The sequence below is a fragment of the Dermacoccus sp. BD5 genome, assembly GCF_044878485.1.
Lineage (GTDB): Bacteria > Actinomycetota > Actinomycetes > Actinomycetales > Dermatophilaceae > Dermacoccus > Dermacoccus nishinomiyaensis.
Window position 1 is genome coordinate 26571 of record NZ_JANJER010000012.1, and the last position, 22906, is coordinate 49476.

Annotated in this window: 21 protein-coding genes; 2 read left to right on the top strand and 19 right to left on the bottom strand. The window is 70.2% G+C overall.

What is annotated here, in order from left to right; all coding sequences use genetic code 11:
* Positions 1 to 37: 37 nt before the first annotated feature.
* The 18 genes from rodA to NQ706_RS10125 all read right to left on the bottom strand — a co-directional run bounded on the left by rodA (position 38) and on the right by NQ706_RS10125 (position 19573).
* Entirely contained in the window at positions 38 to 1168 is a 1131-nt protein-coding gene (gene rodA / locus NQ706_RS10040; RefSeq protein WP_038568727.1) for a rod shape-determining protein RodA, read from the bottom strand.
* Positions 1165 to 2115 carry a bifunctional riboflavin kinase/FAD synthetase gene (locus NQ706_RS10045; protein WP_038568729.1) on the bottom strand — a complete coding sequence of 317 codons (951 nt, stop codon included), beginning with the start codon at positions 2113 to 2115 and terminating at the stop codon, positions 1165 to 1167. The genes rodA and NQ706_RS10045 overlap by 4 nt, the downstream gene beginning before the upstream one ends.
* 37 nt (positions 2116 to 2152) lie before the next feature.
* On the bottom strand, positions 2153 to 3253 hold the full coding sequence (locus tag NQ706_RS10050; RefSeq protein WP_006943463.1) for a HoxN/HupN/NixA family nickel/cobalt transporter: 1101 nt from the start codon (positions 3251 to 3253) through the stop codon (positions 2153 to 2155).
* Positions 3254 to 3393: 140 nt separating this feature from the next.
* The gene (truB, locus tag NQ706_RS10055; protein WP_038568731.1) at positions 3394 to 4353 is read right to left on the bottom strand and encodes a tRNA pseudouridine(55) synthase TruB; all 960 of its coding nucleotides are present in this window, start codon (positions 4351 to 4353) and stop codon (positions 3394 to 3396) included.
* Entirely contained in the window at positions 4350 to 4787 is a 438-nt protein-coding gene (gene rbfA / locus NQ706_RS10060; protein WP_006943469.1) for a 30S ribosome-binding factor RbfA, read from the bottom strand. Before rbfA ends, truB begins: the two co-directional genes overlap by 4 nt.
* 116 nt (positions 4788 to 4903) lie before the next feature.
* Positions 4904 to 6016, bottom strand: coding sequence for a TRM11 family methyltransferase (locus tag NQ706_RS10065; protein ID WP_200874210.1), 1113 nt, complete (start codon positions 6014 to 6016; stop codon positions 4904 to 4906).
* Positions 6017 to 6213: 197 nt separating this feature from the next.
* Positions 6214 to 9153: a translation initiation factor IF-2 gene (infB, locus tag NQ706_RS10070; protein ID WP_038568733.1), complete on the bottom strand. Its 2940-nt coding sequence runs from the start codon at positions 9151 to 9153 to the stop codon at positions 6214 to 6216.
* Between the two features lie 100 nt (positions 9154 to 9253).
* Complete coding sequence (locus NQ706_RS10075) at positions 9254 to 9619, bottom strand: YlxR family protein (RefSeq protein ID WP_235181931.1); 366 nt, start codon at positions 9617 to 9619, stop codon at positions 9254 to 9256.
* 129 nt (positions 9620 to 9748) lie between these two features.
* Positions 9749 to 10768: a transcription termination factor NusA gene (nusA, locus tag NQ706_RS10080; protein ID WP_006944857.1), complete on the bottom strand. Its 1020-nt coding sequence runs from the start codon at positions 10766 to 10768 to the stop codon at positions 9749 to 9751.
* Positions 10768 to 11319: a ribosome maturation factor RimP gene (rimP, locus tag NQ706_RS10085; RefSeq protein ID WP_038568736.1), complete on the bottom strand. Its 552-nt coding sequence runs from the start codon at positions 11317 to 11319 to the stop codon at positions 10768 to 10770. Before rimP ends, nusA begins: the two co-directional genes overlap by 1 nt.
* Before the next feature lie 170 nt (positions 11320 to 11489).
* Positions 11490 to 12425, bottom strand: a complete 936-nt coding sequence (locus NQ706_RS10090) for an ABC transporter permease (RefSeq protein ID WP_051805979.1) — start codon at positions 12423 to 12425, stop codon at positions 11490 to 11492.
* Positions 12412 to 13233, bottom strand: a complete 822-nt coding sequence (locus NQ706_RS10095) for an ABC transporter ATP-binding protein (protein ID WP_006944904.1) — start codon at positions 13231 to 13233, stop codon at positions 12412 to 12414. The genes NQ706_RS10090 and NQ706_RS10095 overlap by 14 nt, the downstream gene beginning before the upstream one ends.
* A 1-nt stretch (position 13234) precedes the next feature.
* Positions 13235 to 14347, bottom strand: a complete 1113-nt coding sequence (locus NQ706_RS10100) for an ABC transporter substrate-binding protein (RefSeq protein ID WP_006944875.1) — start codon at positions 14345 to 14347, stop codon at positions 13235 to 13237.
* A gap of 1 nt (position 14348) precedes the next feature.
* Positions 14349 to 15716: a sulfate adenylyltransferase subunit 1 gene (locus NQ706_RS10105; protein WP_038568738.1), complete on the bottom strand. Its 1368-nt coding sequence runs from the start codon at positions 15714 to 15716 to the stop codon at positions 14349 to 14351.
* A gap of 2 nt (positions 15717 to 15718) precedes the next feature.
* Positions 15719 to 16657 carry a sulfate adenylyltransferase subunit CysD gene (gene cysD, locus NQ706_RS10110; RefSeq protein WP_038568740.1) on the bottom strand — a complete coding sequence of 313 codons (939 nt, stop codon included), beginning with the start codon at positions 16655 to 16657 and terminating at the stop codon, positions 15719 to 15721.
* Complete coding sequence (gene cysC / locus NQ706_RS10115; protein WP_051805981.1) at positions 16654 to 17190, bottom strand: adenylyl-sulfate kinase; 537 nt, start codon at positions 17188 to 17190, stop codon at positions 16654 to 16656. Before cysC ends, cysD begins: the two co-directional genes overlap by 4 nt.
* Positions 17187 to 17891, bottom strand: coding sequence for a phosphoadenylyl-sulfate reductase (locus NQ706_RS10120; RefSeq protein WP_038568744.1), 705 nt, complete (start codon positions 17889 to 17891; stop codon positions 17187 to 17189). Before NQ706_RS10120 ends, cysC begins: the two co-directional genes overlap by 4 nt.
* A complete protein-coding gene (locus NQ706_RS10125) occupies positions 17888 to 19573 on the bottom strand; it encodes a nitrite/sulfite reductase (protein WP_288756386.1) in 1686 nt (561 codons plus the stop codon). Before NQ706_RS10125 ends, NQ706_RS10120 begins: the two co-directional genes overlap by 4 nt.
* Before the next feature lie 187 nt (positions 19574 to 19760).
* On the opposite strand from NQ706_RS10125, the gene NQ706_RS10130 reads away from it, so the two are divergent.
* Both NQ706_RS10130 and NQ706_RS10135 read left to right on the top strand, forming a co-directional pair.
* A complete protein-coding gene (locus tag NQ706_RS10130) occupies positions 19761 to 20771 on the top strand; it encodes a hypothetical protein (protein ID WP_150112760.1) in 1011 nt (336 codons plus the stop codon).
* Between the two features lie 28 nt (positions 20772 to 20799).
* A complete protein-coding gene (locus NQ706_RS10135; protein ID WP_051805983.1) occupies positions 20800 to 22005 on the top strand; it encodes a CapA family protein in 1206 nt (401 codons plus the stop codon).
* 75 nt (positions 22006 to 22080) lie between these two features.
* Here the strand turns inward: NQ706_RS10135 and NQ706_RS10140 are convergent, their stop codons facing one another.
* Complete coding sequence (locus NQ706_RS10140) at positions 22081 to 22872, bottom strand: TSUP family transporter (protein WP_038568751.1); 792 nt, start codon at positions 22870 to 22872, stop codon at positions 22081 to 22083.
* Positions 22873 to 22906: the final 34 nt, after the last annotated feature.

The window sequence follows — 22906 nt, forward strand, 5'->3', positions numbered from 1 at the left end:
CAGAGTGGTTACTCGCCAGTTTTCTTAGGTATAGCCCTCACCCTAGGCGAGAGCGGCGGGTCTTTTGGACGTTTCCGACGAGCCCGATCGCGGCCCAGCACGAAAACATGCTCGATCCACCGTACGAGACGAAAGGCAGCGGCACCCCCGTGACGGGCATGAGACCGAGGTTCATCCCGAGGTTCTCGAGCGTCTGGACGACGAACCATCCGGCGAGCGCGACGCAGACGAGGCGCGCGAAATCGTCCTCCGAACGGCGCGCCACGTGCAGCATGCGGACGACGACGAACAGCTCGAGCGCGACGACGCCCACGGCCCCGACGAACCCGAGCTCCTCCCCCGCGACGGAGAATACGAAGTCGGTGTACTGGAACGGGATGAACCCGCCCTGCGTCGAGCGTCCCTCGAACAAGCCCTGACCGAACAACCCCCCGGAACCGATGGCCGTCTTGACCTGCGCCACCTGGTAGCCGATGCCACTCGGGTCGGCGGTGGGGTCGACGAACGCGAGCAGCCGGTCGCGCTGATACGGCGCGAGCACGGGGGTGAACAGGGCGACGGCGACGACTCCCGCGAGCGCGGTGCCCGCGCCGAGCAGCACCCGCCGTCGCACCCCGGGGACGAGCAGCGCCGAGACCGCGAGCAGGGTGAGGACGACGGCTGAGCCGAAGTCGGGTTGTAGCATGATGAGCGCGAGGGGCACGGCGACGACGGCGAGCGGCAACCGCAGCTGCCGCAGGCCGAGGGGGCGCGGGTCGTCGCGGTCGGCGAGGACGGACGCGAGCGCCACGGTGAGCGCGACCTTCGCCATCTCCGACGGCTGGATCGAGAAGCCGGGCACTTCGATCCACGAGCGCGAACCGTTGATCGTGCTGCCGAGCGGTGTCAAGACGGCGAGGAGGGCGAGCAACGCGACGAGGTAGATCGCCGGGGCGAGCGCGCGCAACGTCCGCGGATCGAGACGCATGATGAGCGCCGCGAGGCCCACTCCGATGACGGCGTTGATGACGCCGCGCACGGCGAAGGCGGTGCCGGAGACGTGTGCGGTGGCCGACCACGTCAGCAGGATGCCGATGCCGGTGAGGCCGGCCGCCGCCGTCAGCAGGCCGAGGTCGAGGCGTGCGAGGTCGGCGAGGACGCGTCGCGGCTCGCTTCGCGCTGCGTTCACGCGGGCGCGAGCAAGTCGCGTGCCGCCTCGACGTCGCGCGTCATCTGCTCGATCAGTGCCTCGATCGAGTCGAACCTCACGTTGCCGCGCAGGTGCTGCACGAACTCGACGGCGACGATCTCGCCGTACAGGTCGAGGTCGGTGCGGTCGAGGACGTACGCCTCGACCGTGCGCTCGGGGATGTCGAACGTCGGGTTCGTGCCGACGCTGATGGCGGCGGGCAAGCGGTATTCGGGGTCGTCCTGGGCGAGCGAGCGACGCACGAGCCACCCCGCGTACACACCGTCAGCGGGGACGACGCCCTCGGCGTCCCGCGCAAGGTTGGCCGTCGGGAAACCGAGTTCGCGCCCGCGCTGGAAGCCCTTGACGACCTCCCCGACGACGCAGTGGTTGCGCCCGAGTACCTCGGCGGCCTCATCGACCTTGCCGCCCGCGATGAGTTCGCGCACCTGCGAGGACGACCAGCGCACGCCCGGGCCGACGTCGTCGAGGGCGATGACGTCGAAGCCGAACTCGCCCCCCAGCTCGCTCAGCGTCGTGATGTCGCCGGAGTTCTTCACGCCGAAGCGGGTGTCCTTGCCGACGACGACGCAGCGCGCATGCAGGGCGTCGACGAACGTCGTCTCGACGAACTCGCGCGGCGTCTGCGCGGCGAGCTCGCGGGTGAACGGCATGACGACGACGGCGTTGAGACCGAGCTGTTCGAGCAGGAACAGCCGGTCCTTCATGCCCGTCAGCATCTCGGGCGCCTTGTCGGGCGCGAGGACGGCGAGGGGGTGCGGCTCGAACGTCACGGCGACGCTCCTGAGCCCACGGGCGTGAGCCTCTTGCGCGACGCGCTGCATCACGGCGGCGTGGCCGCGGTGGACGCCGTCGAAGTTTCCGAGTGTGACGACGGTGGGCCCGAAGTCGGCGGGCAGGTCGTGGGGGTCAGTCAGGCGCAGCACGACGCCACCTTATCCGCCCGTGGACAGCTCTCGCTCGTCATCCGCCCGTGGACAGCTCTCGCTCGTCCATGCGTGCGAGACGCCACACGGCGAGCGCGCCGGCCCACGTCAGCACGAAGAGCGCGACGATGACGTACCCGACCGAGTCGAGCGGGATCGAACCCAGCCAGGCGACCGGGCCGCTCGTGATGTTCCACTTGTCGCTCACGACGCCGGCCAGTTCGATCGTGCCGATGACGAGGGCGACGAACACCGACAGGCCCGTCACGGTCGCGTTGTAGTAGAGCCGTCGCAGCGGTTTGGCGAAGGCCCATTCGTAGGCGCGGGACATGAAGATGCCGTCGATCGAGTCGAGCAGGCTCATGCCGGCGGCGAAGATGATCGGCAGGGTGAGGATCGCGTACCACGGCAGCGCGAAGGCCGCCGCCCCGCTCGCGAGGACGAGCAGCGAGATCTCGGTGGCCGTGTCGAAGCCGAGGCCGAACAGGAACCCTGTCGGGTACATCTGCACCGGCTTCGTGATCGACTTCGTCGCGCCCCGCAGGATGCGGGCGAAGAATCCGCGGCCATCGAGATGCCCCTCGAGCGCTTGCTCGTCGAGGCGGCCTTCACGCGCCCCGCGCCAGACGCGCACGATGCCGATGAGACTCATGAGGTTGAGGATGCCGATGACCCACAGGAAGACGCCGGAGACCGTCGGGCCGAAGACGCCGAGCCACTGGTGCAGCGTCGAGTCGTCGTCCTTCACCGGCCCGGCGATGGCCTTGATCCCGAGCGCGAGCAGCAGACACATCGTGAACACGACGCTCGAGTGGCCGAGGGAGAACCAGAAACCGACCGACACGGGCTTGTTCTCGCGACGGTCGGTGAGCAGCTTGCGCGTCGTGTTGTCGATGGCCGCGATGTGGTCGGCGTCGAAGGCGTGACGCATGCCGAGGGTATAGGCGGTGAGGCCGAGGCCGATGCCGAACAGCTGCTTGTGCCCGTCCGAGGTGATCTGCAGGTTCTGCGGTTCGACGACGAACGCGAGCACCCCCCACCCCACGACGTGCAGCAGCGCGACGAAACCCGCCATGCCGAGGATCGAGCGCTTCTCGTGGGCGTTGAACCCGTGCCACCAGCCGGTCAGACGGCTCATCGCCCATCCTTCGTCTCGTCGTGCGTTGCAGCGTCACCTTACCGCCCGGTGCGACAGCTTCGCACCTGGGTGAGCGTGGCGTGCGTCGCGGGCGCCGCGGGCGCCGCGGGTGGTGACCGCGGCGCGTGCTGCCTGCAGGCTCAGGCCGGGAAGGTGACGCGCGACTTCGCGGTGGCGGCTCGCTCGTCGAGGATCGCGGCGAGACGCCCGTCGGGCGCGATCGCCGCGACCGTCTCCTCCCCGCGGTGCGCCGAGGCGATCCGCTGGCCGTACCCGAGGGCGCGTTCTTCCTCGACATCGAGATCGTGGACGACGAAGGAATCCGCCGCGGCCTGCGCCATCGGGATGACGCGCGGGACGCCGCCGTCCCCGGCCTGCTCGGCGATCGTCTCCAGCGTCGCCGCATCCTCGAGGGTGAACGCGCCGACGCGGGTGCGCCGCAGCGCTGTGAGGTGCCCGCCGACGCCGAGCGCGGCGCCGAGATCGCGCGCGAGGGCGCGCACGTAGGTACCGGAGGTCACCTCGACGACGACGTCGAGGTCGACCACGGGCATGCCGTCGTCCGTGCTCGCCTCACGCACGTCGAGCACCTCGAAGCGGCTGACGGTGACGGAACGCGCGGCGAGGGCGACGTCCTCTCCCCCACGCACGCGGGCGTAGGAGCGCTTACCGTCGACCTTGATCGCGCTGACGCTGCTCGGCACCTGCTCGATGTCGCCGCTGAGCGAGGCGACGGCCGCCGCGAGGGCCTCGTCGCTCAGCTCCGCGCGCGTCAACGGCGTCGAGGCCGTGACGCCGCCCTCCGCGTCGTCGGTGATCGTCGTCTGGCCGAGGCGAATCGTCGCGGTGTACTCCTTGTCGCACCCGACGAGGAACGCCAGCAGCTTCGTCGCCTTGTTGACGCCGAGCACGAGCACGCCCGTCGCCATCGGGTCGAGTGTGCCGGCGTGGCCGACGCGGCGCGTGTTCGCGAGGCGCCGCATGCGGCCGACGACGTCGTGCGAGGTCCATCCGGCGGGCTTGTCGACGAGGACGAGCCCGTCGGGCGTCTGCGGACGCGCCTCGCGGCGGGGGCGCTGCTGGGCAGCGGACTCGCTCACGCCTCGTCGGCGGGTTCGGCCGGCTTCTTGTACGGGTCCGCCTCGCCCGCGTAGGCGGCGGTAGAGCGGTTACGGGCCAGTTCCTCGTCGCGGGCGCGCGTCTGGGCGAGCACGTCCTCGAGGTGTGCGGCGCCCTCGGGGATCGCGTCGGCGATGAACTCGAGCGTCGGCGTGAGACGGATGCCGAGGCCCTTGCCGACGTGGCTGCGGATGCGGCCCTTGTTGTCGGCGAGCGCTTCGGCCGTCGCGGCGCGCTCCTCGTCGCTGCCGAAGACGGTGTAGAACACGGACGCGTTCTGCAGGTCGCCGGTGACGCGCACGTCGGTGATCGTGAGGAAGCCGACGCGCTCGTCCTTGAGACGGAACTCGACGTACTCGGCGACGAGGGACTTGATGCGGTCGGCGACCTTGCGGGCGCGGGCCTGGTCGGCCATGGATGCCTCCTGATGCTGAAGTGAACTGCCCCAACCCTAGGCGATGGGCGCAGGCGGCGGCTCGACGACGCAGCCGGGCGCGGCCGTTACCGATCAGGGTGTCCCGTATGTACCGCTCAGCCCTTGCGCGCGACGACGATGTCGCGATCGATCGAGGCGTCGACGCGGTGACGGAAGGCGTCGGCGGCGACGTGCCCCTGCGTCGGGCCGTCCACGCCGTGGCCGTGCACGACGGTGAAGCCGTGAGCCTCGAGCGCTTCTGCCATCGCCTCGGGCCCGGCGACGTGACGGTTGTACGCGAGGCCGATCGTGCCGCCGGTGCGCAGCGCGTCGTGCCAGCCGGGCAGCGCGCGATCGAGCAGGCGCAACGGTGAACGGGCGAGCCGCTCGCCATTGCTACCGTGGCTGCCGTGCTGCACGCCGTAGGGCAGGTCGGTGACGACGACGTCGACGCTGGCGCGGCGCATGACGTCCGGCAGCTTGGTGGTGTCCATCGACAGGTACGTCACCTGCTGGGTGCGCCCCGCCTTCCAGTCCTCCTTGCTGGGAGCCGTCTCTAGCTCGAGGGCGCGACCGTACGTGCGGCCGCTGCGACGGATCTGTGTCGCGTCGATCTCGTGCTTGAGGCGGTGCGTGCGCAGCCACGTCGTGATGAACGCCTGGTACTGCTCGAAGTCGCCCTTGTCGACCTCGATGCCGGTGATGTCGAGGCCGCGCAGCAGACACGTGTTGAGCGTCGTGCCGCGCCCGCACATGGGGTCGAGGACGTGCAGCGTGCCGTCGAGCAGCTGTGCGGGACGCTTGCTCAGCGCCGCGGTGACGTTGAGCAGCAGGTGCGTGAACTGCTCGTTCGTCTTGCCCTGGTACTTCTGGATCGTGACGACGTCATCGGTGTAGAGCCTGCGTCGCTCCAGCGGGGTCGGGCTCAGCAGCCCGTCGCGCGCGCCGAAGAGCGCGAACGCGCCGCTGGCCTCGGAGACGACGCGGTCGAGCCGGTCGTCGTCACCGGCGACGGCGAGGTAGTCGACCCCTGCCACGGTGACGGGTTCGACGCTCGCCTCGATGCCGAGCGCACCCGCGAGCAGCGTGATCTCCGCAGCGTTGAGGCGCGCCGCGTCCCCCGCGTACACGCGGTTCGACGACGGCGCGAGCAGCAGCAGGCGCCCGTCCGGCGCCACGTCGGGCGGGGTCGAGACATCGGGGTTCAGCACGGGAGCGTCAAGAGTCACGGGCCCCATTCTGCCCGATCTGCCGCGCACGGCCGATGCCGCATGGCGCCGCGCAGCGCCGTGGCCCGGTGCCACGGCTGACTCACGCCATACACGACGGCGACCCCGCTCGAACCCCGGTGTGCGGGGTTCGAGCGGGGTCGCATCCGACCATGTGTCCGAGGCGATGAGGTCATCGCCTCGGACACGGCGAAGCGTCAGGCTCGGGGGATCTCCACCATCTCGTACGTGGTGATGAGGTCGCCCGTCTGGACGTCGTTGTGCGAACCGAGGTTGATACCGCACTCGAAGCCCTCGCGGACCTCGGTGACGTCGTCCTTGAAGCGTCGCAGACCGGCGATCTCGAGGCCTTCGACGATGACGACACCGTCGCGCGTGATGCGCGCCTTGGCGCCACGCTTGATCTCGCCGCTCCTGACCATCGATCCGGCGATGTTGCCGAACTTGGACGAGCGGAAGATCTCGCGGATCTCGGCGGAGCCCGTCTCGCGCTCCTCGTATTCCGGCTTGAGCATGCCCTTGAGGGCGAGCTCGATCTCCTCGATCGCCTGGTAGATGACCGAGTAGTAACGGATCTCGACGCCTTCCTTCTCGGCGTACTCCGCGTTCTGGCCTTCGGCGCGAACATTGAAGCCGACGATGATGGCGTCTGAGGCGACGGCGAGGTTGATGTTGTTCATCGTGATCGCGCCGACACCACGGTCGATGATCCGCAGGTCGACGTCGTCGCCCACGTCGATCTGGAGCAACGCGTCCTCGAGGGCTTCGACCGAACCCGACACGTCACCCTTGAGGATGAGGTTGAGGGTCTCGACCTTGCCCGCCGCAAGGTGCTCGTTGAGGTCCTCGAGGCTGATGCGCTTGCGCGCCTTGGCCAGCGAGGCCTGACGGTCGGCCGCTTCACGCTTCTCGGCGATCTGACGGGCCGTGCGGTCGTCCGGAGCGACGATGAACGTGTCACCGGCGCGCGGCACCGAGGCAAGACCGGTGACGAGCACCGGGCGGCTCGGGCCCGCTTCGGCGACGTTCTGGCCGTGCTCGTCGAGCATGGCGCGAACGCGTCCGTAGGCCTGACCCGTGACGATGGCGTCACCGACGCGCAACGTACCGGACTGCACGAGAACCGTCGCGACGGCACCGCGACCACGGTCGAGGTTGGCCTCGATCGCGACACCACGGGCGTCCTTGTTCGGGTTCGCACGCAGGTCGAGCGCCGCGTCGGCGGTGAGCAGCACGGCCTCGAGCAGCGAGTCGATGTTCTGACCCTGGCGGGCCGAGACGTCGACAAACATCGTGTCGCCGCCGTACTCCTCGGCGATGAGGTTGTACTCGGTGAGCTGCTGACGCACCTTCGCCGGGTTCGCGCCGTCGACGTCGATCTTGTTGACCGCGACGACGATCGGCACGTTCGCCGCCTGGGCGTGGTTGAGCGCCTCGATCGTCTGCGGCATCACGCCGTCATCGGCGGCGACCACGAGGATCGCGATGTCGGTGACCTTCGCACCGCGGGCACGCATGGCGGTGAACGCCTCGTGACCCGGGGTGTCGATGAACGTGATCGGACGGTCGACGCCCTCGTGCTCCTTGTGGACCTGGTAGGCACCGATGTGCTGGGTGATGCCGCCGGCCTCGCCCTGCGCGACGTCCGCGTTGCGGATCGCGTCGAGCAGGCGCGTCTTTCCGTGGTCGACGTGACCCATGACGGTGACGACCGGCGGACGCTGCTCGAGCACGTCGTCGCTCTCGCCCTCGGCCTCGGCGTCGAGGTCGATGTTGAACTGGCCGAAGAGCTCGCGCTCCTCCTCCTCCGGGGAGACGACACGGATGTCGTAGCCGAGCTCGGCGCCGAGCAGCTGGAACGTGTCCTCGTCCAGCGACTGCGTCGCCGTCGCCATCTCACCGAGGTGGAACAGCACGGTGACGAGCGATGCGGGGTTCGCGTCGATCTTGTCGGCGAAGTCCGTCAGCGACGCACCGCGACGCACCTGGATGATCGTCGAACCGTTGCCGCGAGGAACGCTCACGCCACCGATCGACGGCGCCTGCATCTGCTCGAACTCTTGACGCTTCGCGCGCTTGCTCTTGCGGCCGCGCACCTTGCTGCCACCGCGACCGAACGCACCCTGGGTGCCGCCGCGGCCACCGGGGCCACGACCGCCGCCACCGGGACGACCGGCGAAACCGCCGCCGCCGGGACGACCACCCGCACCGGGACGACCGCCACCGCCACCACGGGCGGGACGCTCACCGGGACGCGGCACGGCCGCCTGCGACGGCATCATGCCCGGGTTGGGGCGCGGACCACCGGTACGGGGGCCTCCGGCACCGGCGGAACCGCCGGGGCGCGGACCTGCCGCACCCGCGGGACGGGGGCCACCGGAGCCTGCGGGGCCACGGTTGCCGCCGGGACGCGGCATGCCCTGGCTCGGCGCGAACGGGTTGTTGCCGGGGCGTGCGCCGCCCTCGCGACGCTCACCGCCGTCACGGCGCTCGGTGCGCTCGCCGCCACGACGCTCGCCACCACGGCCCATGCCCTGGTTGGAGCTGAACGGGTTGTTGCCCGGACGCGGTGCGCCGGGGCGCGGGCCGGGACGGTTGCCAGAACGCTCGGGGCGCTCCGAACGCTCGCCACGCGACGGACCCGACGTGCTCGCCGGCTTCGCGGCTGGCCCGGGCTTGGGGCCGGGGCGCGCAGCAGCGGGCTTCGGTGCCGACGGTGCGGCCGCAGCGGGCTTGGGCGCGGACGGCGTCGCCGCGGCGGGTGCTGCCGGGGCAGCGACCGACTCGGTCTTGGCCGCAGGCTTCGGGGTGGCGCTCTCGGCCGGCTTCGACGGCGCCGCGGGTGCGGCATCGGCGGGGGCAGCCTTGGGAGCAGGCGCCTTCGGGCCCGGCTTGGGGGCGCCGGGCTTGGCGGACGAACCGCCAGCCGGCTTCGGGGAGCTCGACGGCACGTCGGCGGCGTCGCCACCGGCCTTCGTCGGCTTCGGGGGGTTCTCCTTGATCTTGCGCACGACGGGCGCTTCGATCGTCGAACTGGCGGACTTCACGAACTCGCCCTGCGCCTTGAGGTGCGCGAGCAGTTCCTTGCTCTCGACTCCGAGCTCCTTGGCGAGCTCGTGGACTCGAACCTTGGCCACGTTTCTCCTGTCAGATGGTGACGGGCGGCCAAGGCTTCGAGCAATTGCTTGCCCGGAGGATCAGCCGACCGCCGAGGGGTAGGTGTTCATCGGTGAGAACTCATCGGTTGCTCATCGCGTCAAACCCGCTTTCGGTCATGGTGTGTTCGCCGTCGGGCGACGGCAGGCGGGCGATCTCGGCCGCCACGTGTTCCTGCAGCGCCGCGGTGTGGACCGCGGTGTGCAGACGAAGTGCTCGTGCCCATGCCCGACGCTTGGTGGCCTGTTCGAGGCACGTCGTGTCGGCGTGGAGCCAGGCTCCTCGACCGGGCATCGCCTTGCGCGAGTCGAGCACCAGGCTGGCGCCGTCCTCGCTCACTGCGATGCGCAGCAAAACGGAACGGCCGCCCTTGCCCCGGCACCCGATGCAGGTTCGCTGCGGTTCTGCGGGCCGGGAGAGCTCGACGTTCGGGATCGGCACGTTCACACGCACCCCACCTTCACATCTGTCACCGTTCAAGCCCTACCCTACCCCCGCACAGCTCCGCGACGAAATGCGCGCACCCCGGCCACGCTCGGTGGCCGGGGTGCGCGCGAGACGTCTGAGGGCGCGCGCTCAGCGGGCCGACTCGTCGTCACGCCCGCCGTCGGCGAGCGCGGTGTCGGGCCGGATGTCGATGCGCCACCCCGTCAGCTTCGCCGCGAGACGGGCGTTCTGGCCCTCCTTGCCGATGGCGAGGCTGAGCTGGAAGTCGGGCACGACGACGCGGGCGGCTCGGGCCTTCGGGTCGACGACCTCGACCGACTCGACGCGCGAGGGCGACAGCGCCGCGGCGATGAACTCATCGGGCTGGCGCGAGTAGTCGACGATGTCGATCTTCTCGCCCTGCAGCTCGCTCATGACGGCGCGCACGCGCTGACCCATCGGGCCGATACAGGCGCCCTTGGCGTTGATGCCGGGCTTCGTGGCGTGCACCGCGATCTTGGTGCGGTGACCCGCCTCGCGCGCGAGCGCGGCGATCTCGACGCTACCGTCGGCGATCTCGGGCACCTCCATCGCGAACAGCTTGCGCACGAGGTTGGGGTGGGTGCGCGACAGCGAGATCTGCGGGCCCTTCGGGCCGCGGCGCACGGACACGACGTAGCAGCGCAGACGCTCGCCGTGACGGTAGGTCTCCCCCGGCACCTGCTCCGCGGTCGGCAGGATGCCCTCCACGGTGCCGAAGTCGACCTTGACGAACCGCGAGTCGAGGCTCTGCTGGATCGTGCCGGAGACGATGTCGCCTTCCTTGCCGATGAAGTCACCGAGGATGGCCTCGTCCTCGACGTCACGCATGCGCTGCATGATGACCTGACGGGCCGTACCCGCGGCGACCCGGCCGAAGTTCTTGGGGGTGTCGTCGAACTCGGGGCCGGGCTCGCTCCAGGTGCCGTCCTCCTGCTTCTCGCCGTCCTCGCGCGCCCACACGACGACATGACCCGTGCGGCGGTCGAGCTCGACGCGCGCCCGGCGGTAGGAGCCCTCCTCCTTCTGGTACGCGAGCAGCAGCGCCTGCTCGATGGCGGGGACGATGACGTCCATCGGAATCTCGCGCTCCCGCTCCAGGGCGCGCAGTGCAGCCATGTCGATGTCCATCAGACGTCCTCTCCCACGGCGTCGGCGTCGTCGCCGCGCGTGAATTCCACCTGCACCTTGGCGCCGGTGATCGATGTGTAATTGAGTCGGGCGGGCTCGGCGTCAGTGGCCGCCCCCGCCTTCTTGCCGCCCTGCTCGGGCGTCACCTCCACCGTCTGGTCGTCGGCGCGGGTGATGCGACCGGCGACCCTCGACTCGTCGTCGAGGGTGACGGTGACGAGGCGGCCGACGTTGCGCGCGAAGTGGCGCGGCAGCGTCAGCGGACGGTCGGTGCCGGGTGAGCTGACCTCGAGGACGTAGGGCTGTTCGCCCATGACGTCGCTCGCCTCGAGTTCTGCGTCGATGACGCGCGTGGCGTCCGTGACCTCGTCGAGCGTGACGGGCTCGATCGATTCCTCGACCGCCGTCTCGAGGGCGACGTCGCGGTCGACGAGCACGCGCACGAGGCGGCGCTTGCCGGCAGGTACGACGGTGACGTCCTCGACGAGGAGACCCAGTGGTTCGAGCTTCGGCAGAATCGTGTCGATGATCGTCTGTTCCGAGTTGCTCACTCGCGCCTCCTGGAGTTGTCGCCGTGCCGTGCACCCGTCGCCCGCGGCACGAGCCGTGAGGTGACGAATGCGCAGGCGTCGTGCCTGCGCATCGCCCCTGAGTCTATCGTGACGCGTGAGGAGCCGTCGTCGCCCGAGACCGGAGCGTCCCGGCTCGCCGCAGGTCAGCCCTACGACGGCGCGAGGCCCCGACGGTGCAGCATGCGCCGCTCGATCGGGCCAAAGAGCAGCACCTCCACGGCCAACCCGACGACGAGCACGAGAGCGATCGCGGCCATCACGGCTGGCATGTCCGAGTTCGCCTGCCCCTGGTTGAGCATCGAACCGAGACCGAATCCGAGCTTGGGCGACTGCACGATGAGCTCGGCGGCCATGAGGGAACGCCAGGCGAACGCCCAGCCCTGCTTGATGCCGCCGAGATAGGTCGGCATGGCCGCCGGCAGGAGGACGTGACGCACGAGTTGCGTGCGACTCGCTCCGAGGGCCCGGCCGGCTCGTTCGAACAGGGGCGGGACCTGATCCAACCCGCCGATCAATCCCATGGCGATCGAGGGCACTGCGGACAGCAGGATCACGGCGTACATCGTCGTGTCGCTGAGGTAGAACATCATGACGGCGAAGGGCACCCACGCGACCGACGGCAGGGACTGCATCGCTGCGAGCAGCGGTCGGAAGGCGCGCCGCGCCAGTCTCGCGCGGCCGACGACGAGCCCGAGTGTCGTGCCGAGCACGAGAGAGAGCGCGAAGCCCACCGCGCCGCGTCGCAGGCTGACCCAGATCGCGTCGAGCGCCTCCCCCGAGGTGAGGGAGGTCCACAGGGCCCGAGCGATGTCGGTGACCGGAGGGAGCACCCAGGCCGGTTTGACGTGTGCCCACACGAGAACCTGCCAGGCGAGGACCACGATCGCGAGCGCACCCAGCGGCGCTAGCACGGACAGCGGGTCGACGCGGCGTCGGCGCCGCGCCTGAGCCTGTTCGAGCGCGTCTAGTCCGGAGGTGACGTCGTCGTCACTGATCATCGATCTCGTGGGGCCGGGCGAGCGGTGCCGTCGGGCACTGGCCTCGAACGGATCCTCCTCGCGCATGTCGAACTCAGGCGTGGGCATGACGACTGATCTCCTCTCGCAGGCGCGAGGTGATCTCGCGGGACAGCTCACCGACGCCTGCGTCCTCGATGGCACGCGGCTGTGGCAGGTCGACGTCCCACGTCTGGCTGACGCGTCCCGGGCGCGAAGAGAGCAGGACGACACGTTGGCCGAGACGCACTGCTTCACGCACGTTGTGGGTGACGAAGATGACGGCCATGCCGTCGCGATGCCACACGTCGCTAAGTTCCCCATGGAGCAGGTCGCGCGTCATGGCGTCGAGGGCGGCGAATGGTTCGTCCATGAGCAGCAGGCGCGCGTTCTGGGCGAGTGCGCGCGCGAGGGCGACGCGTTGGCGTTGGCCTCCGGACAGTTCATGGGGTCGTCGATCCACTGCGCCGTCGAGCCGCACCGTCGCGAGCAGCTCCTGCGCCCGCTGGCGGCGTTCGGCGGAGGGCACGCCCCTGAATCGCAGGGGAGCCTCGACGTTCTCGCCGACGCTCAGCCACGGGAAGAGCGCGGAATCCTGAAACATCAGCGCCGGTTGAGGGCCGTCGACGTGCACGTCGCCCGCGCTGGCGGGTTCGAGCCCGGCGATGATCGACAGCAGGGTCGACTTGCCGCAGCCGGAGGCGCCGAGAACGCTGACGAACTCCCCCTGTTCGACCCTCAGGTCCAGCCCGCCGATCGCCTCGACGGCGTCGTCGCCCTGGCCGAAGACCTTGTGCAGACCGCGGATGTCGACCGCGGCCGGCTGTGCCGTCGAGCGTGCGTCGCTTGGCGGGGCGATCGGGTGTCGCTCGCCTGCCGTGGTGGTGTCGAACGTCATGTCAGCCCTTTCTGTGCACGCCGAGACCGGCGTCGGTGATCGCAGGCAGGGCGCGTGCAGCAAGGACCTGCCGGAGCGGGTCGAGGTCCGCCAACCCGCGCAGGTCGGGACGGACGTCGATGCCGCCCGTTCGCCACGTGTGTTCGGCGACCTGCGCGATGTTTGCCATCAACGGGTCCCAGGAGAACTGCACGTTGTCCATGGCCCGCTCGGCGACCGATCGCTTCAACTTCTTGCCGCTGAGCTTGCCGATCTCGGCGTTGAGCAGCACACTCGCGGCGCCCCGATGGCTGTTGATCCATTCGACGGTCTCGACGTGGGCCGCCAGGAGCTGCTCCACCTGAGCAGGCGCGCGTTCGAGGTACTCCTGGGTGACGAGCAGGCACGTCGTCACGAATCGGTGGTCGGGCCACTGGGTGCGCTCGTCGACGAGCACGTGCGCGCCGGCTTCGACGACGAGGCGAGAGACCCATGGCTCGGCCTGATAGCTGGCGTCGAGGCGCCCCTGGCGGAACTGATCGAGAGTCTGTGAGTTGGCCATCCACACGGTCTCCACCTCGTCCGCTCCCGGCCCCGTCGTCAGGTGGTGCTCGGCGAGCAGTGTCTTGAGGGCTACGTCCTGGGTGCCGCCGATCTGCGGCGTGGAGACGCTGCACCCACGCAGATCGTCGATCTTCTTCACTCCGGGACGAGCAACGAGCGCAGCGCCGTTCTCCGCTGCTCCGGCGAGGAGGCGCACTCCGGCGCCCTTCGTCCGCACCCACGCCGTGATCGCCGGGTTCGGGCCGAGGTAGGCGACGTCGATCGCGCCGGCGAGCATGGCCTGGACGGCGGCGGGCCCGTTGTCGAAGACCTGCCGCTCGATGGCCGTGCTGCCCAGATGGCGCGCGAACGTTCCGCGGGCCATGCCTGCGAGGGCCACGCCGTGGGTCAGGTTCGAGAAGTGCCCCAATCGCAGGCGATGCGGGCTCGCCTCAGCCGCCCCGCACCCCGACAGGGCCGGTGTCATGAAGGGGGCGGCGAGGCCAGCGCCGAGGAGCGTCCGGCGCCCGATCTGGGGTGATCGGGCCCGGGATCGGTGTACGGCATCGACAGGTGCGTGATCGTCGCGCATGTCAGCCAGCCAGCCAATCCTCTTCGGATTCGAGCTGCGCGGCGTCGTCGTCCGCACCCGAACCGAGCCCCGCACCCGACATGCCGGCTCCGAGCGTGGCGCCGCTCGCGGGATCGATGACGAGGAACGCGCCGGTCGCCCGGTGGCTGTCGTACGGGTCGAGCACCACGGGCTCGGCCAGACGCAGACGGACTCGTCCGATCGTGTTGAGCGTCATCACTGCTTCAGGGCCGGCTGCGTGCCACGTGCTCGTCTCGACGTCCCACAGATGCGTGATGTCGTCGACGACCGCGCGCACCACCTTGGTGCCCGCCTTGACGAGGACGCGCTGACGGACACGCCCGTCCGCAGCCGCGAGCCACGCGAGCACTCCGCTCACCTCGGAGTCGGCAACCGGTTGATCGGGGTCGGCCACGAGCGACAGGACCTCACCACGAGCGACGTCAAGTTCGTCGCCCAGACGCACCGTCACTGACTCGCCCGCTACGGCCACCTCACGCGAGCCCACCGGAGTGTCGATCGCGACGACCCGGCTCGTCAGGCCCGAGGACACCGCGCGCACACGGTCACCGACGTGCAGGACGCCGGAGGCGATGCGGCCGGCGAGACCGCGATAATCCGGATGCTCGGCGGTGCGAGGCCGGATGACGAGCTGGACCGGCATGCGGAACGACTCGGCCCGCAGGTCATCGCGGACGGGTAGCGACTCGAGCAGGTCGAGCAGCGGCGGGTGGTCGTACCCGTCGGGGGCCGGAGCGACGACCCCCTCGCCCGTCAGCGCAGATAGCGCGACGACGCGGGGATCGCTGAGGCCCACCCTGTCGGCCAGGTCGATCGCCTGGGTCCGGACCTCGTCGAACCGCGAGCGCGACCACTCGAGGGCATCCATCTTGTTGACGGCGAAGATGACGTGCGGAACACGCAGCAGCGCCATCAACGCGGCGTGACGACGCGTCTGGTCGCTGACCCCGTGTCGCGCGTCCACGAGGACGACGGCTGCGTCAGCGGTGGAGGCGCCAGTGACCATGTTGCGCGTGTACTGCACGTGCCCCGGGGTGTCGGCGAGGACGAAGGTGCGCCGGGGCGTGGAGAAGTACCGGTACGCCACGTCGATCGTGATGCCCTGTTCGCGCTCGGCGCGCAGCCCGTCCGTCAGGAGAGCAAGGTCGACCTGCTCGGCGCCGCGCGAGGTGCTCGCGGCCACCATCGAGTCGTAGGTGTCGGCCAGGATGTTCTTCGTGTCGTGCAGGAGCCGGCCGACGAGGGTGGACTTGCCGTCGTCGACGCTCCCGGCGACGACCAGACGGAGTTGGCCGAGCCCGTTGCGGGCGCTATGCGGCGCGGGTGGCTGTGCTGTGGTTGTCGTCATCTCTAGAAGTACCCTTCTCGCTTGCGGTCTTCCATCGCTGCCTCGGACAGGCGGTCGTCGGCGCGGGTGGCACCGCGTTCGCTCAGATGGCTGGCTGCGACCTCGGCGATGATGTCGCTCGTCGTCCGCGCCTCGGAGGCGACGGCGCCCGTGCAGGAGCCGTCACCGACGGTTCGGTAGCGAACCGTCCTGGTGACGAGCGGTTCGTCGTCACGTGGGCCGAACCACGGCCCAGGTGTCAACCACATCCCGTCGCGCAGGAATACGTCCCGTTCGTGGGCGTAGTAGATGGGTGGCAGCGCGACGTCCTCGGCCTCGATGTAGCGCCAGACGTCGAGTTCGGTCCAGTTGCTCAACGGGAAGACCCGGGTGTTCTCCCCGGGGGCGTGTCGGCCGTTGTAGAGGTTCCACAGCTCCGGACGCTGCCCGCGCGGGTCCCACCCTCCCATGGCGCTGCGCACCGAGAAGATGCGTTCCTTCGCGCGCGCCCTGTCCTCGTCACGGCGCGCCCCACCGAGCAGCGCGTCGAAGCGCTCGGTCTCGATGGTGTCGACGAGCGGCACGGTCTGCAGCGGATTGCGGGTGCCGTCGGGACGCTCGACGAGACGCCCGTCGGCGATCCAGTCCTCGACGGCGGCGACGTGCAGCCGCAGGCCGTGACGCTCGACGACCTCGTCGCGAAAGGCGATGACCTCGGGCAGGTTGTGGCCGGTGTCGACGTGCAGCAGCGTCAGCGGCAACGGCGCGGGGGCGAGCGCCTTGAGTGCGACGTGCAGCAGCACTGCGGAGTCCTTGCCGCCGCTGAACAGCAGCGCAGGGCGTTCGAACTCGGCGACGACCTCGCGGATGATCTCGATGGCCTCGGCCTCGAGTGCCCGCAACGTCGACAGCTCGCCGGCGGGGTTCGTGGAGACGTCCGGTGGCGTCATCGTCTCGGTCATGCGGGTGTCCTCTCCTCATCGATGAGACGCAGGATCTCGGCGAGGGATTCCTCGATCGAGCGGCCCTGGGTCTCGAGACGCAATTCGGGGTTGGTCGGAACCTCGTAGGGGTCGTCGAGGCCTGTCATTCCGGTGAGTTCGCCGGCCTCGGCCCGGGCGTACAGGCCCTTGACGTCGCGTCGCGCGCACTCCTCGAGCGACGTTGCGACGAAGACCTCGAGGTAGCGACTACCGCTGCGCTCGTGGCGTGCGCGGTTCTCGGCGCGTGCATCGGCGTACGGGGCGATGACCGGCACGATCGCCCACACACCGTTGCGGGCGAGCAGGTCGGCGACGAAACCGACGCGCGTCACGTGGGTGTTCCGGTCCGCCCGGGAGAACCCGAGGCCGGCGCTGAGGGAGGTGCGCAGTTCGTCGCCGTCGAGCAGTTCGACGCGTTCGCCCCGCTCGCGCAGGGCGGCGACGAGGCGCTCGGCGAGTGTCGACTTGCCCGCTCCGGACAGGCCCGTGAGCCACACGGTCGCGGCGCTCATGTGTTGATCCCGCATTCGACCTTGTCGCGGCCCGCCCAGCGTCCGGCGCGGGCGTCCTCGCCCGGCGCCACCCGGCGGGTGCAGGTGGCGCACCCGATCGAGGGGTAGCCCTGGGTGAGCAGCGGGTTCGTGACGATGGCGTGCTCGGCGATGTAGGCCTTGACGTCGGCGTCGCTCCACGCGACGATCGGCGCGACCTTGATGCGTTCGCGGCGCTCGTCGAAGCTGACGACCGGTGTGTCGCGCCGCGTGATCGCCTCGCTGCGACGCACCCCGGTGGCCCACGCCTCGTAGCCGTCGAGGGCCTCGTCGAGCGGGTGGGTCTTGCGCAGCGCGCAGCACAGATCGGGGTCGCGTTCGAAGAGGTTCGCGCCGTACGTCGCATCCTGCTCCGCGACACTCTGGGACGGTTCGAGGGTGCGCACCGTGACGTCGTACGTCGAGGCGACCGCGTCGCGGGTCTGCAGCGTCTCTTCGAAGTGGTACCCGGTATCGAGGAAGAGCACGTCGACGCCCGGCAGGCTGCGGGACGCGAGATGCGTCAGCACGGCGTCCTGCATGGAGGTGGCCACGGCGAAGCGTTCCCCGAACTCCGCGGCCGCCCAATCGAGCACGGCCTCCGCCGGTGCACCGTCGAGCTCGCCGGCGGCCCGAATGGCGATCCGACGCAGCTCGTCGGGCTCGCGCACGACCTGGGTCATCGCAGCTCCTCCTCGTCGGCGCGGCGGGCCCAGTCGCCGAAGCTCTCGCCGCTCTCGCGTGCGGCGACGTACCGCGTCACGACGCGTTCGACGTAGTCGCCCAGCTCGCTCGCGGCGACCTTGTGGGCGCGCAGCTTGCGCCCGACGACGAGGTCCTCGCCCAGGCCACCACCGAGGTGGACCTGGTAGCCGGGCACCTGCTCACCGGCCGCGTCGGTGATGATCTGGCCCTTGAGACCGATGTCCGCCACCTGGATGCGGGCGCAACTGTTCGGGCAACCGTTGAGATGGATCGCGATGGGGTGCTCGAGCTGGTCGTCGAGGTGACCGAGACGCTCCTCGAGCTCGGCGACGAGGTCGTGGGCTCGCTGCTTCGTCTCGACGATGGCAAGCTTGCAGAACTCCAGGCCCGTGCACGCCATCGTCGCGCGGCGCCACGGCGACGGACGCCCGTCGAAGCCGAGCGGCCGCATCGTCTCGAGCAGCGGCTCGACGGCGTCGTCGGGCACGTCGAGGACGACGAGCTTCTGGTAGGCGGTCAGGCGCAGCCGGTCGCTGCCGGCGGCCTCCATCGCGTCGGCGACGCCCGCGAGCGCCGCACCGCTCGTGCGCCCTGCGATCGGCGCGAACCCGACGAGGTTGCGTCCGTCCTTCTGACGATGCACACCCACGTGGTCGATCGTGTGCTTCGGCGTGGGCGCGGCGGGCCCGTCGAGCAGGGGGCGCCCGAGGTACTCGCGCTCCAGCACCTCACGCGTCTTGTCGGCGCCCCAGTCCTCGACGAGGTACTTGAGACGCGCGCGGTTGCGCAGCCGGCGGTAGCCGTGATCGCGGAACAGCTTGACGGTCGCGAGCCAGACCTCGGGCACCTCTTCGAGCGGCACCCAAGCACCGAGGCGCAGCGCGAAGAACGCCTTCGTCGACAGCCCTCCCCCGATCTGCAGATCGAAGCCGGGGCCGTGGTCGGGGTGGACGACGCCGACGAAGCTGATGTCGTTGATCTCAGGGGCGGCGTCGGGCAGCCACGCGATCGACGACTTGAACTTGCGCGGCAGGTTCGCGAGATCAGGGTCGCCCACGTAGTTGGCCTTGATGAACTCGATCGCGGGGGTCGCGTCGATCACCTCGTCGGGGTGCACGCTGGCCACCGGCGAACCGAGCGTGGTGCGCGTGCAGTCACCGCAGGCCTCGAGCGTATCGAGACCGACGGCCTCGAGACGGCGCCAGATCTCTGGCACGTCCTCGATCGCGATCCAGTGGTACTGGATGTTGTTGCGGTCGGTGATGTCGGCCGTGCTGCGCGCGAAATCGGTGGAGATGCTCGCGAGCACCCGCAGCTGCTCGCGCGAGAGCTGCCCGCCGTCGATGCGCACGCGCATCATGAAGTACTCGTCATCGAGCTCCTCGGGCGCCAGCGTCGCCGTCTTGCCGCCGTCGATGCCCTGCTTGCGCTGGGTGTACAGGCCCATCCAGCGCATACGGCCGCGCAGATCGGTACCCGGGATGCTGTCGAAGCCCTCGCGGGCATACTGCTCGAGGATGCGGGCGCGCACGTTGAGGGGCGCGTCCTCGGCCTTGAAGACCTCGTTCGGGTTGAGCGGGTCGAACTCGCCCTTGGCCCACTGCCCCTCGGGCTTGGCCGTGCGCTGCGTGGCGCGGGGACGTTCACTCGTCGTCGTCATCGTCCGCTCCTTCGTCGTTTCTCTCGGGCTCGAGGTACATAACCTTGTCTTCGGTTCAGCAAAACTGCAAATGATGGATAACGGGATGTTCATCCTGTGGGAAGGCACGGTGAGCCTGACGCGCCCACGGTGCGCGTGGCGTCACCGCCCGCCGGAACGCGCGGTCAGTGCGTGCGAGACTGTGCCCATGCCCGACGCTCGTCTCACCCGCCGCACCGCGCTCGCCGCCGTCGTCCTCACCGCCACGAGCGCCTGCAGGCTGCGCGTGGAGAAGGACGCGCCCCTGCCGGGGCCGACGGCGGCACCGGCGCCCGATTCGGGCCCCCTCGAGGCTGTGCGTCGTCACCTCGTGGTCGCGATGAGCGCGGCGAGCCAGGAGACGAACCACCGCCGGGAGGCCGCCGACGCGCGCGGCGCCCACGTCGCCGAACTCAAACGACTCGACGCGACGCTGCGCGGCATCGGCGCGACGTCGCTGCCCAGCGTCAGCGTCAGCGTCAGCGCCACTGCCGCGCCCAGCGTGTCGGCGTCAGCGTCTGCGTCGCCATCGGCGTCGGCGTCCGGAAAGAGCTCCCGCGCGAGCGTCCCGGCGTCGTCGCCCTCGGCGAGCAGCAGCCCCGCCGCGACGGCGTGGACCCGCGCCGAGAGCGACTGGGCCTCCCCCGCGCTGTGCGCGAGCCTTCAGAAGGTGTCGGCGGCATCGAGGCCTCTCGCCCTGTCGATCGCCGCGCGCGGGCTCAGCTCGCTGCCGGTTGGCGTTTCCGTGCCGTGGTCCGCGACGGCGTCGGTGCCCTCGTCGTCGGCCCTGCTCGAGGCGAACGCGGTGACGATCCACGCGCTCGAGTGGTGGGCGGCGCGCACCGATCCCGACGATCGCGGTGACGTCCCCGACCTGCTCGACGACCTCTACGCCGTGCGCTCGCTCGCGGAATCGTCGGCGTCATCGGGGTCGCCGTCGTCGTCATCGTCTGCTTCCGCGAGCCCCGCTGCGCCCGCGCGCCGCTACGACTCGCTCGCCGCGGCCCGCGCCGATGCGGGCAAGGCGGCCGCGGCTGTGATGTCGGCGTGCGCCGTCGCGGCGACGGGCACGCGCAGCGCCGATGATGTCAACGGGCTGCTGCTCGCGTGGTCGAGCGCGGCCCGCACGGTGCGCTTCGGTGGGGGCAGCGTGTCGCCGTTCCCGGGCCTCACGACCTGAGCAGGCCTGCCGGGAATAAACTCGTCCCATGCGCATTCGGGGACGCGCGGCCGCCGCCGCACCACTGATCTCGCTGCTCGCTCTCACGGCCTGTTCGGGCAGCTCGCACGACACGGGCGGCGCTTCGGGCTCCGGGGCGTCATCGAAGGCCGGCGCGTCGAGCAGTTCCGGTGGGAGTGCGAGCCCCTCGGCGAGCTCTTCGCTCGCTCCCCCGGGGCCGGTCAAGAACAAGCCGGGCAGCATCACGATCGGCGCGTCGGGCGACCTCATCGTCCACCCGTCGATCACGCAGATGGCCCGTCGTGCCGCAGGCGGCACGGGGTACCGCTTCGATCAGTTCTTCGGCCAGATCTCCCCCGTCACGAAGGCGGGAGATCTACGCATCTGCCAGATGGAGAACCCGCTGTCGCGTGACGACACGAACCTGGCGCGCGAGCTGAGCTTCAACGCGCCCCACGAGTTCGCGACGACGGTGAAGTCCATGGGGTTCGACGGGTGCTCGACGGCCAACAACCACGCCTACGACCGCGGCCTCTCAGGGCTGGCGAGCACGCGCAGCGTCATGGCCGCGAACGGTCTGCAGGCGGCCGGCCCGGCCGCGTCCGCCGGCGAGAAGGGCCAGCCCGTGTTCTACGAGGCCAAGGGGTTCAAGGTCGCGCAACTGTCGTACAGCTACACGCTCGACAACCGCATCAACGGCGACCAGACGGGCACTCCCAAGGACGCGCCCTGGGTCGCGGACAACCTGTACTCGGTGCGCACCCCGGAAGGCATCCAGGCCGATGCCGCCGAAGCGCGCAAGCAGGGCGCCGACATCGTCGTCGTCTCGATGCACTGGGGCATCGAGTACAAGCCTGTCTCGGCGGAGCAGAAGAAGTACGCGGACGCGTTGCTGCGCTCTGGGCAGGTCGACTGGATCATCGGCAACCATCCGCACATCGTGCAGCCGTGTCAGAAGATCGACGGACGGTACGTCTCCTACGCCCTCGGCAACCTGTTCTCCGGCCAGCAGGCCGCATATCTGCCGGGCACGGCGGACGGCGCGTACGCGAGCGTCACCTTCACGCGCGACGCGGGCGGCAAGATCAGCCAATCGATGACGTACCAGCCCACCTATCAGGACCAAAAGACGCGCGTCGTCGAGCTGGCCACCCCGTCGCAGAACCCAGCATCCTACGCCAAGACGACCGCGACGATGGGTGCGTTCGGCTGCGACGCCAAGCCGGCGTCCTGACGGGTGACGGCACCCGCCGCCGCCGCCGGACGCTCGAGCCGTGGTAGCCGGTGAGGCGCCGGGCGCGGCTGAGCGTCAGAGCACGCCGAACTGCGCGGCGGTGTCGTAGCTGAGCTTGACGACGAAGGCCCCTACGACGACGACGAACACGGCGCGCACGAACCCGGCCCCCTTCGAGACGGCGGTCCGGGCGCCGAGATAGCCGCCCGCGAGGTTCGCGACGCCGAGCACGAGGCCGACACGCCAGGCCACCGCACCTGCCGGGATGAACACGACGAGGGCGGCGAGGTTCGTCGCGAAGTTGGCGAGCTTGGCCTTGGCGGAGGCCTCGAGGAAGCGGTAGCCGAGCAGGCTGACGAGCGCGAAGACGAAGAACGAGCCCGTCCCCGGGCCGAGCGCGCCGTCGTACAGGCCGACGCCCAGGCCAATGGCACCCGCCGTCGCGTAATGGCGCCGGCTGCCCGCGTGCCGCAGGTTCTCGAGCTGCCCCATCGAGGGCTTGAACAGCGTGTACGCGCCGACGGCGACGAGGACGACGAGGATGATCGGGTTGAACGCGCTGCGCGGGATGTGACTGGCGAGCGCCGCACCCGCCATCGAGCCGGCGAACGCCATCACGGCGAGCGGCAGCGCGGTGCGCAGATCGGGACGCACCCGCCGAAGGTACGTCGCCGAGCTCACCGACGTGCCACAGATCGAACCCAGCTTGTTCGTCGCGAGCAGTTGGGCCGGCGCGGCGTGCGGAAACGCGACCATGAGGGCCGGCAACTGCACGAGCCCGCCTCCGCCGACGACGGCGTCGATCCATCCCGCGCAGGCCGCCGCGAGCGCCAGCAGGGTGAGGGTCAGGGTTCCCGGGTCGTTCACCCCGTCATCCTGGGCCGCGCGCTGCGTGCCCGCA